The sequence below is a fragment of the Pseudomonas sp. AB39(2026) genome (genome assembly GCF_059831485.1).
In genome coordinates, this window is sequence record NZ_CP195212.1 from 601,586 (window position 1) to 613,593 (window position 12,008).

Sequence of the window (12,008 nt, forward strand, 5' to 3'; positions counted from 1 at the left end):
TCCGCCTACTGTACCGAGACCTTTGTGAACCCCTTGCAACCCGTACGAAACCCCGCCCTGGGCATGTGGCTGATGGCAGCCGTCGCCTGGGTGTTCGCCAGTCATGACGTGCTGTCCAAAACACTGATCCTCGTGCTGCCCGTGATCTTCGTGGCCTGGGTGCGCTACCTCGTTCATACCGGGCTGGCCACCTTGGCTATCCTGCGCAACCCAGCACCTGGGCGGTTTCGTACGCAGCGCCCCTGGTTGCACCTGCTGCGCGCCGCCTGCCTGCTGGCGGACAGCCTGACGTTCCTGTTTGGCCTGACCCATGTACCCCTCGCGGAATCCACGGCGCTGGTGTTCCTGGCACCCGCGTTCGTGACCCTGCTCTCGCCCTTGCTGTTTGGGGTGCGTGCCAGCCGTTACCAATGGCTGTCGGTCGCCGTAGGCTTTATCGGCGTGCTGGTGATCATTAACCCGGCCAGTGACGCCTTCTCGCTCTGGATGCTGTTTCCGCTGGCCACCGCATTCTTTTTTGCGCTGTATCAGTTGCTGACCCAGTTGGCCGGGGACACGGACAGCCCACCGGTGTGCAGCTTCTATGTAGGCCTGTTCTGCACCCTGCTGCTGAGCCTGGTGGTGCCCTTTTACTGGGCCTGGCCAACCGTGATTGAGTGGGGCCTGTTGGTTGCCTTGGGCGGCATGGGCCTGTGTGCGCACTTTTTACTGGCCAAGTCCTATAGCCACGCCTCGTCCGTGGTGCTGGCGCCCCTGGGCTATCTTCAAATCGTGTTTGCAGCCCTGTATGGCGTGGTGCTGTTTGGGGACCGGCCAGGGTTATGGTCGTTGGCGGGAATGGCACTGGTGTGCGCCAGTGGGCTGGTGGTCTACGCCAAGCGTGCAGGCCCTGCCGTGGCGGCAGGGCCCGAAGCACAGGCCTAGCGGTCCGTGGCCCGCTCTGGCCCAACCCGGTTGATCACCACATAGTTGATCGCCGTCCAGAAATGGGAGCGTTCGGCATCGGTAAAGGCCGATTCGGCCGTTTCCAAGTCTGCCCAGTCACGGCTGGCCACGAAGTCCTCGGCGTCGTTGAGGTTGGCGAAGGAAAACACTGAGATTCCATCAATCTTCGAGCCTTCCGGGTCTTCCTGGGTGGAGCCGAAGGGGTGCAGCTGCACATAGCGTTTCACATAGGCCTGGGTGGCGGCCTTGCCCATGACCTCGTCTGCCAGCCCGTGCAACCAGGTGCCTTGGAACGCCTCCCGTGAAACCCCCGGCTTGCAGAAGTGCAACTTCACCAGGCTTACCGGCTCGCGGTGGGTGGCGCTGGGGATCAGGATGTACTCCCGGGCCAGTTCTCGGGTGACCATACGGAAGGCGGTCTGCTCATCGGCAATGATGCGCTCGGCGTACTGGGCCTGGCTCAGGGTTTTCTCGATGTCGGCCTGTTGACCATAGGCGATGTAGGCAAAGCCATCCCAGTCTGGGCGGTGGTAGGCGGGTACGTGGCGCGCCGGTTCAGGCTGGAGCCGCCCGTCTGCGACTGTTTGGGCGCGATAGGGCGGGCGGAACGCCGAGGAGGGGCCGGAGGCGATCCGGTGCACCTGGTCGTAACGCACCACCAGGTCGTTGGAGGTGCCGGGCTCTTCATAGGCGAACTTGGGGCCGTGCACCTTGCGCCAGTATTCGTCCCAGTGCTCGAAGGCCAGGTTAAGGTTCGGTTCCAACGCCAGACGTTGCGGGTGCTGGTCCGGGTTGCGCACTTCCTTGCCGTCTTTATCGACCCCCGACCCGGCGTCGTGGGCACGCTGATGCTCGGGCGTGGCATCCGTGCGGGACACAAAGGTGGGCGTCACAATCAGGGGCGCCGTGCTGGACGGGCGAAGTGCACCCAGGGGCGCGCGTTGCAGCATGTCGGAATCGCGCGGGTCGAGAAATTCGATGTCGGTGTGATCAGTCATGGATGCGCTCACAGAAAGGGCACCTGAGCAGCGTGCTACAGGTGCGAAGGGAAACAGGGCAGAACGTATTCGGCCAGTTCGTCGATAACGGCTTCGGCGGGGCGGCTCAGGGGCTTGAAATTCAAAGCTACGTGGGCAACGCCCTGGTCCTGCTGGCGCTGCCACAACTCGATCAGGGCCTTGCGGCCTGCCCGCAGTACACGACCGCGTTGCAAGGGAAGGTCCGGGTTCTTGTCCAGGTCGAAAAAGGTCCCGTAGCCAAAGGGGCGGTACGGCTCGCCTTCACCCAGCGCATGCCATTGGCTCACCAGGCGCGCCGTGTCAGCCGGCTCGGCCAAGTGGGAGATCACGGCGTCAGCCTGAGTGTGCAGCCATTCCAGGGACTGCCCGGCAAAACCAATCGCCAGCTGCGGGAGCCGCTGTGCAGCGGGCTTAGGCACCAGGTCGAGCTGCCCCGTCAGTTGCCCATAATAGGTGGTGGGCAGGGTAGGCCAGGCCGTGCCAAGGGTGTGCCGGATCACCTGGAAGGCTTCGCGGAAGCGCTCGGCCCGGTTGTGGAAATCAGCGCCGAAGGCCGGGTATTCGCCAGGCCGATCGCCGGACGCCAGGCCCAGCAGAAAACGCCCACCGAGCAACTGGTCCACGCTGGCGGCCTGTTTGGCAATGATCAGCGGGTCGCGTAGGGGCAGCACCAGGCCGGCGGTACCAATGGCGATGTGCTCGGTGGCGGCGGCCAGGAAACCTGCGTACACCATGGGGTCCAGCACTTGCCCTACATCGCCGAAGCTAGGGTCATAGAAAGGTACGTCGCGCAGCCAGAGGGCGGAGAAACCGGCCTGGTCCACGCGGCGGGCCAGGCGCTTATGGTCCCGCAGGGTAGGGCCGGGGGTATCCGGGTAGGCCTCCAGAGGCGCAATGAACCCGAAGGTCAGCTTGCCGGGCGCAAACACTCTGGCGAAGGCCCGATGGTTGAGCAGGTCCTGAGGCAGGGCGTGGTGGGGTGAATGGCTCATCGTATCTCCTTCAAGTCCGAGCGTACCGCTGCTGCGCCCGGCAAGGGCGCAGGGCGTGTTCAGCGAGCGGGTTCGGGTGCTGTGTCCTCAGCCTCTGCGTTACGCAAGGTGTTGCTGCGGTAGATCAGCGCCAAGGCCACCGCCAGCAGCACAAGGGCGGCCATCCGCTTGGGGCCCAGCGCGATCACGGTGTTGCCGAACCAACCGAAGTTGTCGATCAGCAGGCTCATCAGCAATTGCCCGCTGATGACCGAGACCGTGGCCGCCGCCGTACCGATACGTGGCATGGCAAACACGATCACCAGCATGTAGATCACGCCGAAGAACGCGCCTGCCACCTGCCAGCGCGGCACGGTGAACAGGTTGAAGGCATGGGGCGGCTCCAGGTAGAACGCCCACAGAAAGCTCACCATGGTGCCTAGCGTGAAGGTGAGCCAGGCGCTTTCCAGCACCCCCACCTCAGAGCCTAGCCGCCCATTGATCGCGGACTGGGCACACAGCACCGCCCCGCTGAACACAACCACTAACAGCATCAATACAACCATGAGGGTAATCCTTAATGAATGAGCCAGAGGGCGGCGAGGATGGCGACCAGCGCGCCGATGCGATAACGGTCTACCTGGCGCTTGGCGCTGCCCAGCAGGCCCCAGTGGTCAATGATCAGGCTGGCGCCCACTTGGCCGAACAGAATGCCCACCATGGTCAGGCCCACGCCGATGTGGGGGGTGGCGATGGTCAAGGCCGCCACGTACACCGGCCCCAGAATGCCGCCGGTTAACAGCCAGCGCGGCTTGGAGAACATCAGGCCCAGCCGAGGCCGGCCAAAGATCAGGCCGAAGGTCAGCAGCAGCGAGCCGATGGCAAAGATACCTAAGGTGGCCCAACCGTGACCGACCTCGGCGCCCAAGGGCCCCAGCAGCCCGGCTTCGACGGACAGGCCCATCCCCGCCAGCACCACTACAGGGATGATCCAAAGCTGTGTCATAAGGTAATCGCCTTCTATACAAGAGGGCGTCATGGTAGGTTCATGCTCTAAACGGAACAATCAATGCAAAAGGCAATTCATAGTTGCTGTTAAAGCAATGAACTATAGACTCTTCCTTTATTTGGAGCTTGCCATGCACCTTAAGGCGCACCGGTATTTCGCCATGGTGGCAGCCACGGGCAGTTTTGCCGCCACCGCCCGGCACTTTCAGGTGCCGGCTTCGTCGGTGTCGCGCTTCGTGGCTGCGCTGGAACAGGAAGTCGGCCAGCAGCTGTTCTACCGCAATACCCGGGCCGTACGCCTGACAGACGCCGGCGAGCGCTACCTGCGGCATATTCGTGAAGTGATTGACCTGCTGGATTCGGCCACCGAAGACGTGGCGGGCAAAGGTAATGACATTCGAGGCCTGGTGCGGATCAACGCCCCCGTGGCACTGGGGCGGCTGCATATTGCCCCGCTGGTAAAAGACCTGCACAGCCTGTACCCGGACCTTGTGGTGGAGCTCACGCTTACAGACCTTTTTATCGATCCGGTGCAGGAGGGCACCGACATCACCGTGCGGGTGGGCCACCTGGAAGACTCGAACCTTATAGGCCGCAAGCTCTGTGACCAGCGCTATGTGCTGTGCGCCAGCGCGGACTACCTGGCGCGCCGAGGTGTTCCGGCTACCCCAGACGCCCTCAGAACTCACAGTTGCCTAGCCTATAAGGGCGTGGGTGGCCCCCAGCGCTGGCACTTCCGCCAGCACCCGGATGCGCCCCTTCAGGTGATTGATGTGAACGGCCCTTTCCGAAGCAACAATGCCGAGGCATTGGTAGAGGCCGCCATGAGCGGCCTTGGCATCGTGTTCTTTCCCACCTGGCTGTTCAGCAAGGACAGCTTCCGTGCCGGCGCACTGGTGGAATTGCTGCCGGGCTGGACCGGCTCCATCGAAGCCAACCCTAGCCCGATCCACCTGCTGTCCCCGGAAAACCGCCTGAGGTCGCGCAAGGTGAGGGCGGTGACGGACTTTCTGATAAGGGCTATTGGTAGCCCGCCTTATTGGGACTGACGGTCAGTAGGCTGTCGCCTGCCCCGGCGCCGGCCTTAGCAATTGCATCTGCTGACGATAATCATCCGTTACCTGGCGCGCCTGGCTGGTGCTGGTGACCACGCGCGGCGTGATCAGCACGATCAGCTCGGTGCGGCCTTTGCTGCGGGTGGTGTTGCCGAATAGCCAACGCAGGCCAGGGATACGGCCCAAGTAGGGTACGGCGGATACCGAGTCCGTATTGTTCTGCTGGATCAGGCCGCCCAGCAGCACGGTTTGGCCGCTCTGCACGGCCACCTGGGTGGAAACGGACCGGGTAGAGATGCGCGGGTTGCCGTTGGTGTCTGTGGTCTGGCTGCTGTCGGCATCACTCACCTGCTGCTGGATGTCCATGTACACCAGCCCGCCCGGGTTGATGCGCGGCACTACGTCCAGGATCACACCGGTCTGTACGTATTCCACGCTGCTCAGGGTGGTATCGGACAGGCTGGTATTCACCGTGGTCTGGCTGATGGGGATGTTGTCACCCACTTGAATCTGCGCCGGCTGGTTGTTCATCACTACCAGGGACGGGGCCGAGAGCACTTGGGTGCGGCCGCTGGTTTCCAGGGCGTGCAGCGCAATTTGCAGGTTGTGGCCCACGAAGGAGTAGAAAAGGGCGTCGGTGGCACCCAACCCGGCACCGCCACCGCCCAGGGCGCCTTGGCTGCCGGGGGTATTGGCCACAGTGGTACTGCCGGAGTTGCCGGCCAGCTTGCCTAGGTACCATTGAACACCCAGGTCCAGCTCACCGGTGAGGCTCACTTCCAGGATGCGGGTTTCGATCTGCACCTGCAGCGGCGGGTTGTCCAGGCGCTTGATGGCCGATTCGATTTCTGCCCACTGGGCAGGGCGCGTGCGCACCAGCAACTGGTTGCTGCTCTTCTGTGCGGTGATGCGGGTACTGTCTTCCAGGCGGGCGGTGCCGGTGCCGCTGGTGGTCGCGCTGTCACTGTTGTCGGCGCTGTCAGCACTGCTATCAGTGTCGTCGGCCTGCTCGCTATCGGCGGAGGCGACGGCGCCTGTTTGCATTCCACCGAACCCTTGGCCAGTGCCACCCAGGCCGCCCATGCCGGTGCTGCTGGTTCCGCTGCCCATGCCCATGCCGGTCCCAGTGCCGCCGGTCACAGAGGCCAGGGTACGGGTACGCAGGCCAGGGGCGACCCGCGCTGCGCTATCCTCGGTGATTTTGCCGTTGCCGTAGATCTGCCGCAGGTACTTGGCCAGGTCCGTGGCCTTCATGTTGCGCACGTCGTACACGTACATTTGCGGCTCGTTGCCGCCGCCTTCATCGATGGTATGAATCCAGTCGCCTACCTCGTTGAGGTATTGCGGCTGCGCGGAGATTGCCACCACTGAGTTAGTGCGTTCGATGGGCAGGAACCGCACCATCCCGGCCAGGGGCATGCCGCTTTGTGGGCCGAACACCTTCTCCAGTTGCGGCATCAGCTCGCTCACGCTGGCCCGTTGCAACCCGTACACGCCGATGGACATGCCGCGTAGCCAGTCCACATCGAAGGTGTCGATGGTGTCCTGGTAGTTGGCCAGTTCCTCCGGTGTACCGGCCAGGCTCAGCACGTTGCGGGCCGGGTCTACCAGCAGGAAGGCGTTTTCCCGGGCGAACGGCTTGAGCAGCTTCTGCATTTCAGTGGCAGATATGTAATGCAGCGGGAACAGCCGGGCCGACAGGCCATCGGCGGGGCGCGCCACGGGCATCTGCGGTACCAGCTTGCCCGCCACGGCTTGGGCGGCAGGCAAGATCACGTAACGGTCGCCCTGGCGGATCAAGGCGTTGTCGGTCCAGGACAGCAGGGTTTCCAGAATGGACAAGGCCTGTGCCTGGGTCACCGGCTGGGACGTGGAAAAGCTCACGTTGCCTTTCACGCCCTGGGCGATGCTGTAGTTGGCTTTGAGCACTTCACCCATCACGGTGTTGATGACCGCTTCGATGGGCTGGTCGTTGAAGTTGAACATGATCGTGCCGGCGGGGTCGGCCGCCTGGGCGCGCACCGGCAGGGCCGCCGCCGATGGGTTCACGAACCGCTGGCTGCCGCGAATGATTTGCCGGCGGCCGCCTTGAGTGGCGGGCTCGGCCGTAGGGCCTGTGGCCGCAGCCGTTGCAGGGGCAGGGGCAGGCGGCTCCACCAGAGGCGGGCGTTGCGCACCTGTGCCGGCCAAGGCTTCACGCATCAGTTGCGGGTCGTTCTCGGACAGGGTTTGGTGAGTGCTGCAGCCTGCCAGCACCAGGGCTGCCGCCAGGGACAGCACCGGGGTGCGCAAACGGAAAAGCTCAGGTGAATCGTTCATGGTGTCGGTACATCTGGAAGAGTGAGGGCAGGTGTGGTTGAAGCCGGTGGAAGGTGCAGCACGGGCAGGCTCAATTGCTGGTCCTGGCCTTGGAAGGTGAAGCGTGCGCTGGTGGCGGTCACGCCCGCCAGCTGCCAGCCACTGGGCAGGGTTTTGCCCACGGCCAGGGTGGTGGTGTGGGCATTGGGGAGGCGCAGCAAGGCCCATTGGCCCCGCCCATCCATCACCACCCCGGTAAGGCTGATACCCGCCAGGGAGGACGAAGGCGCAGCCTGTGCCTGGCGGTCGGGTGCGCGCTGTGGGCTGAACAGCGGGTGGGTCCAGGTCAGGGCAAGGTCGGCCTGTGCCAAGGCGGGCACCTCCACGGCCTTATGCGCAGCAGGCGCCGCCGCGCCTGTTTGCGCGGGTAGCCAGGCAATGTCGGCAGTCGGTGTCAGGGCCAGGCTGGCCGCGCTACCGGCAAGGGCGATGGCCAGCAGCGTCAACAGCAGTAGGGTAGGCGAGCGTTTCATGGCGTGACCTCCACCGGGGCGGCTGGCTGCAGGTAACCCCGCAGCAGCAGGTGGGCTTGCAGGCGGCCCGCGCCACCTGTGGCAGGGGCCGACGTGGCCCGTTGGAGGCTGGCGCTGTCTACGAACACGTAAGGCTGGCCGAACTCCAGGTCATGGAGCACGTTGGCCAGGGGTTGTATCCCGCAATCCAGGGTCAGGCTCACCTTGACCACGCGGTAAGGCGCCTGTGGGTCTTGCTCGGGCACGATGGGCATGCGTTGGGACACTTCACAGCCTGGCCCTTCGTGCGCATGGGCCTGCACCTGGTCCACGCTGTGTTGCATCAGGTCCGCAGCCACCGCGCTGGGGTCGTCACCGGGCAGCAGGCTAAGCTGGCTGGCCGGGTCACGTTGCGCCGCTTGCAACTGCTCGCGCAGCGAGCTCCCGGCTTTAAGCAATGCCGCGTAGTGCTGTTGTTGTTCCAGCAGTGCCAGGCGCCGGGCGTTCAGTTCACTCAACGGGCCGAGGAACCAGCTTTGCACCAGCAACCACCAGGCCGCGCCTAGCACAAGGGCTAGCACCAGCAGGGCGGCTACACGGCGCTCGCGGGCATTAAGGGGCCGTAGCATCAGGCACCCCCTTGGTGAGCTGTGCACGCAGGGAGAACCGGTCTTTGCCGGTGTTTTCGTCGGGCTGGATGATGCCTTCGAAGTGGGGGTCAGCCAGGGTTTTGCAGCCTTTGGCTTGGCCGATCAGGGCACTGGCCTTGGCGCTCTGCCCACTGAGGGATACGGCGCCGTCTTCGTTCAGTTCCAATTGCTCGATCCAGGTGTCCTGCCCGAGGCAGGCGGTAAGGTCTACCAGCACGCTGGCCAAGGCCGGCCGTGCGGCTTTTTGCAGGGCCAGGTATTGGGCCGCGCCCTGTTGGGCCAGCAGGGCTCTACGCACGGTTTGTACCTGGGCCACCTGCTGGCGTTGCGCGTTCACCTGGGCCTGCATGTCCTCTACCAATGCCTGCCGGTTATGCAGCCACAGCCCCATGTTTGTCAGTACCAAGCCGGCGCATAGCACGGCCAGGTAACGGGAGGCTGTGCGTGCCCGGCTGGCCGGTGGGCGGTCCTGAAGGGGGAGCAGGTTGACGCCCAGCCGTTGGCCCTCAGGGCTCAGCCCGTCGATGCCCGCCAAGACCAGGCCGTGCTGGCGGCAAGTGTCGATGATGACTTGAAGGCGGTCCCGGCGTAGGGCTACCAGCCTCACCCCAGCCCATACCTTGCCCTTGTTAACCACCTGCGCCACATAGTGCAGGTCTGCGGCGGGGAAGGGCGTGAACTTGTCCAGTTCATAGCCCAGCACCTGGTGCAGCCGCCGGGTGGCCGCCGCCGGAAGTTGCAGCGAAGTGGTCAATAGGGTGTCCGGGGGCAGCACAAGCACCACGGCATGCCCTGGCGTTACCACCGGCTCAGCGGCCAGGGGCCAAGGCACCACCTGTTCACGGGCTGACGTCAGCCAGCGTGCTTGCCAGCGGGCCGGCAGCATGCCCTGCAACTCGGCCAGCCAGGCCTGCCACAGCCCATGGGCTTTGCTGGCATGCCACTGGTGGTGCAGGCGAGAGGACAACCCGGCCAGCGCCGGTCGATTCACTGTTTTCATAAGGCGTGCCAGCGCAGCACCCGGCAGGGGCGTGCAGCATTGTTGGAAGGGTCAAGCATCAGGGTGGCCTGTAGCGTTGCCGAATAGCCAGCTGGTGTGGTGGCCTTGCTGTAAACGGTGAGCACGGCACCGCCCTCAGTGGTGGCGACGCCCGTGGGTGGCAGGCTCAGCGCCTGTCGTAGCCAGGGCAGTGCCAGCCTGGGGTCCGGCGCGGCCATGCCGCTCCACACCGTCACATAGGGCAGGGCACAGGTGTATAGGGGCTGCGTCATACCGGGTAATTCGCGCAACTCTTCCAGCAAGCGCAATGGGGCTTGGCCGCCGCCACGTCGCGCCTCCAGGGCTGTACCCACCTGGTTGGCCTGGGCAGGGGGCGCCCCGCAGGCACGGGCCAGCTTGGCGAGTAACAGGGCGGGCACCGTATTGAGGTCCACCTTGCCCTGCTCGCTGACAACGCTCACCGCCAGGTTCACGTCTTCGAAATGCAACTCATGGGGCTGCCCGTCCAGGCGCCAGCGCCGGCTGACGTCAGGGTTCAATTGGGCTAACACGGCCAGGCCCACGCCTGCCTCGGCAGCCAGCAAGGCTTGGGTGTGCTGGTGCTGCCACAGGGCCTGGCGGTTCTGCAGGTGAACCCAGCCCATCAGCCCGGCCAGCAGCACACTGAGCAAGGCCAGTACCCATAGCACCAGCAGCAGGGCAATACCCCGCTGGCCGTTCATAGCAGGCCTGCCTGGCTAGACAAGTCCAGGTTCAGGCCTACGCTTTGGGTAGGCCATGGCACAGGGCCGGCTAACTCAATGGCTATGCGCACCTGGCGGGGCAGGCGGCTCGGCCAGGGCCACTGGTCCAGCCAGCCGGTGACCTGGCCGTCCGGTGCAAACCCGCGGTAGGTAAGGTTCAAGGCCTGCACCTGATGCAGCAGCACTTGCTCCTCACCAAAGGGCTGCAAGCCTGTGCCTTGAAGGTGGGCAAACCCCACCTGCAAACGGCCCTTGGCCAGGGTAACCTGATAACGGTAGAGCCCGCCCCCCAGGCGTGCAGACAGGGGCGCATAAAAGCGCAAGCTGTCGGAAGCACCCTCGAATACGGCATCCTGCTCGCCCTGAGCGTTTTTAGCGGACAGGGGCAGTGCCTGGCCCAGCGCGGTACGCAAAAAATTCTGTGTGGCGCGGACTTCGTCCAGCCGTGTGCTGTAGCGCTCTGCCTTGGCCATGGCACGGTTGGCGCCCACCAAGGCGCCTCCGGCCAGGGTCAGCAATACGGCAAGCAGGCTTAGCACCACCAGCATTTCAAGCAGGGTGAAGCCTTGGAGGCGGCGGGTCATGGCAGCGCCTCCGTGGGTCGGCGGCGCACTTGCAAGGTGCTGTAGCGCGCCTGACGTACGCCATCGCTCACGGTCAGCACCAGCCCATAACCGATGGCTGGCCCGGCAGCGTCTGGCAGTTGGGTAACGGTCAGGGTCCAGTCCACACCGCTCCAGCGGCCGGTGGTGCGGCCAGGGGCCAAGTGGCTGTTGCTGGCTTCGTCGAGCAGCGAGCGCGCCGTCAGGCTGAGCCGGTCGCTGCGCTGGGCCTGCTGCAGGGCACGTGCGCCTTGGCCAAACGCTGTCACCAACACGCTGGCGCACAATGCCAGCACGGCCAGGGCCGCGAGCATTTCCAACAGCGTAAACCCCCGCTGCGGCGTCAATTGAGCGCACGCAACCGAACGTTGCCGGTCAGCCAGTTGATGTCTATGCGCCAATGGCGACCGTTATCGGCCAGGGCCATGTAGCCGCCACTGGCGCCGCCGTCCGGGTAGAACTCGAAGGCCGCACCCAGGCCGTCAGCGGTCTTCAACTGCACCTGCATGCCCGGCGGCAGCGGCAGGCTGCGCTGGGGTGACACAAACTGGCGCGCCTCCAGGTCGAAGCGTGCCAGTGCTGGCTGGCCTGAGGTGATGGCCTGCACCCGCGCTGCACGCAAGGTCTGCACCAGTTGAGTGAGGGCATGGCGTTCGTTGGCGCTTTTCAGGCCCCGCCCCACGGCCACGCTTACGGCGCTCACACTGATGCCGATCAAAACGATGACCAGCAGCAGTTCGAGCAACGTGAAGCCGCGGTGGTGGGCAGGGGTGCGCATGTTATTCCCAGTTGCCCAGGTCGGCGTTGTAGCCGTCGCCGCCGGGTTGGCCGTCCTGCCCGTAGAAGATCAGGTCGAAACTGCCGTGCTCGCCAGGGTAGCGGTAGCCGAAGGCATGGCCGAACGGGTCCTTCAGGTCGCTGGGTTTGGCGTACGGGCCGGCCCAGCCCGGTGCATTGGCAGGCTTGGTAGCCAGTTGCTGCAGGTTAGCAGGCGGGGTGCCTACGTCCAGGCCGTAGCTTTCCACCTTCTGGGCCAGGCTGGCCAATTGGGCCTTGCCGGCGCCGTACTTGCCCTTGTCCACGTTGCCGCCCACCTGGCGCACCACAATGGTCGCCACGATGCCGAGCAGCACAATCACTGCCAACATTTCCAACAGGGTGAAGCCGCCCTGGCGCCGAGCGCCTGGCAGGGTACGTCGAGACAT

General features: G+C 64.6%; 15 protein-coding genes. 2 read left to right on the forward strand and 13 right to left on the reverse strand.

The genetic code is table 11. The annotated features are described in order from the left end of the window. The first annotated feature begins 24 nt into the window (after positions 1–24). On the forward strand, positions 25–924 hold the full coding sequence (locus ACSAMW_RS02630) for a DMT family transporter (protein WP_500592533.1): 900 nt from the start codon (positions 25–27) through the stop codon (positions 922–924). On the opposite strand, the gene ACSAMW_RS02635 is transcribed toward ACSAMW_RS02630, so the two are convergent. The 4 genes from ACSAMW_RS02635 to ACSAMW_RS02650 are packed head-to-tail and all read right to left on the reverse strand — an operon-like array spanning position 921 to position 3,941. Next, positions 921–1,943 carry an EthD domain-containing protein gene (locus ACSAMW_RS02635; RefSeq protein ID WP_500592534.1) on the reverse strand — a complete coding sequence of 341 codons (1,023 nt, stop codon included), beginning with the start codon at positions 1,941–1,943 and terminating at the stop codon, positions 921–923. The genes ACSAMW_RS02630 and ACSAMW_RS02635 overlap by 4 nt on opposite strands. Before the next feature lie 35 nt (positions 1,944–1,978). After that, the gene (locus ACSAMW_RS02640; RefSeq protein ID WP_500592535.1) at positions 1,979–2,956 is read right to left on the reverse strand and encodes a TIGR03571 family LLM class oxidoreductase; all 978 of its coding nucleotides are present in this window, start codon (positions 2,954–2,956) and stop codon (positions 1,979–1,981) included. A gap of 59 nt (positions 2,957–3,015) precedes the next feature. After that, positions 3,016–3,501 (reverse strand): DMT family transporter, encoded by a 486-nt coding sequence (locus tag ACSAMW_RS02645; RefSeq protein WP_500592536.1) that lies wholly within the window; start codon positions 3,499–3,501, stop codon positions 3,016–3,018. Between the two features lie 11 nt (positions 3,502–3,512). Next, complete coding sequence (locus tag ACSAMW_RS02650) at positions 3,513–3,941, reverse strand: DMT family transporter (protein ID WP_168084661.1); 429 nt, start codon at positions 3,939–3,941, stop codon at positions 3,513–3,515. Between the two features lie 133 nt (positions 3,942–4,074). On the opposite strand from ACSAMW_RS02650, the gene ACSAMW_RS02655 reads away from it, so the two are divergent. Then, positions 4,075–4,992: a LysR family transcriptional regulator gene (locus ACSAMW_RS02655; RefSeq protein WP_500592537.1), complete on the forward strand. Its 918-nt coding sequence runs from the start codon at positions 4,075–4,077 to the stop codon at positions 4,990–4,992. Between the two features lie 3 nt (positions 4,993–4,995). On the opposite strand, the gene gspD is transcribed toward ACSAMW_RS02655, so the two are convergent. Genes gspD through gspG form a run of 9 tightly spaced genes read right to left on the reverse strand, consistent with a single transcriptional unit; the run spans position 4,996 to position 12,008 of the window. Continuing rightward, positions 4,996–7,317 (reverse strand): type II secretion system secretin GspD, encoded by a 2,322-nt coding sequence (gene gspD, locus ACSAMW_RS02660; protein WP_500592538.1) that lies wholly within the window; start codon positions 7,315–7,317, stop codon positions 4,996–4,998. After that, a complete protein-coding gene (locus ACSAMW_RS02665) occupies positions 7,314–7,829 on the reverse strand; it encodes a type II secretion system protein N (protein ID WP_500592539.1) in 516 nt (171 codons plus the stop codon). Before ACSAMW_RS02665 ends, gspD begins: the two co-directional genes overlap by 4 nt. Beyond that, positions 7,826–8,437: a type II secretion system protein GspM gene (gspM, locus tag ACSAMW_RS02670; protein WP_500592540.1), complete on the reverse strand. Its 612-nt coding sequence runs from the start codon at positions 8,435–8,437 to the stop codon at positions 7,826–7,828. Before gspM ends, ACSAMW_RS02665 begins: the two co-directional genes overlap by 4 nt. Next, positions 8,421–9,458, reverse strand: a complete 1,038-nt coding sequence (locus ACSAMW_RS02675) for a PilN domain-containing protein (RefSeq protein ID WP_500592541.1) — start codon at positions 9,456–9,458, stop codon at positions 8,421–8,423. The genes gspM and ACSAMW_RS02675 overlap by 17 nt, the downstream gene beginning before the upstream one ends. Continuing rightward, positions 9,455–10,180 carry a PilX N-terminal domain-containing pilus assembly protein gene (locus ACSAMW_RS02680; RefSeq protein WP_500592542.1) on the reverse strand — a complete coding sequence of 242 codons (726 nt, stop codon included), beginning with the start codon at positions 10,178–10,180 and terminating at the stop codon, positions 9,455–9,457. The genes ACSAMW_RS02675 and ACSAMW_RS02680 overlap by 4 nt, the downstream gene beginning before the upstream one ends. Further along, positions 10,177–10,785 carry a type II secretion system protein GspJ gene (locus ACSAMW_RS02685; RefSeq protein ID WP_500592543.1) on the reverse strand — a complete coding sequence of 203 codons (609 nt, stop codon included), beginning with the start codon at positions 10,783–10,785 and terminating at the stop codon, positions 10,177–10,179. The genes ACSAMW_RS02680 and ACSAMW_RS02685 overlap by 4 nt, the downstream gene beginning before the upstream one ends. Beyond that, the gene (locus tag ACSAMW_RS02690; RefSeq protein ID WP_500592544.1) at positions 10,782–11,150 is read right to left on the reverse strand and encodes a prepilin-type N-terminal cleavage/methylation domain-containing protein; all 369 of its coding nucleotides are present in this window, start codon (positions 11,148–11,150) and stop codon (positions 10,782–10,784) included. Before ACSAMW_RS02690 ends, ACSAMW_RS02685 begins: the two co-directional genes overlap by 4 nt. After that, complete coding sequence (locus ACSAMW_RS02695) at positions 11,147–11,581, reverse strand: GspH/FimT family pseudopilin (RefSeq protein WP_500592545.1); 435 nt, start codon at positions 11,579–11,581, stop codon at positions 11,147–11,149. Before ACSAMW_RS02695 ends, ACSAMW_RS02690 begins: the two co-directional genes overlap by 4 nt. 1 nt (position 11,582) lies before the next feature. Continuing rightward, complete coding sequence (gene gspG / locus ACSAMW_RS02700) at positions 11,583–12,008, reverse strand: type II secretion system major pseudopilin GspG (RefSeq protein WP_500592546.1); 426 nt, start codon at positions 12,006–12,008, stop codon at positions 11,583–11,585.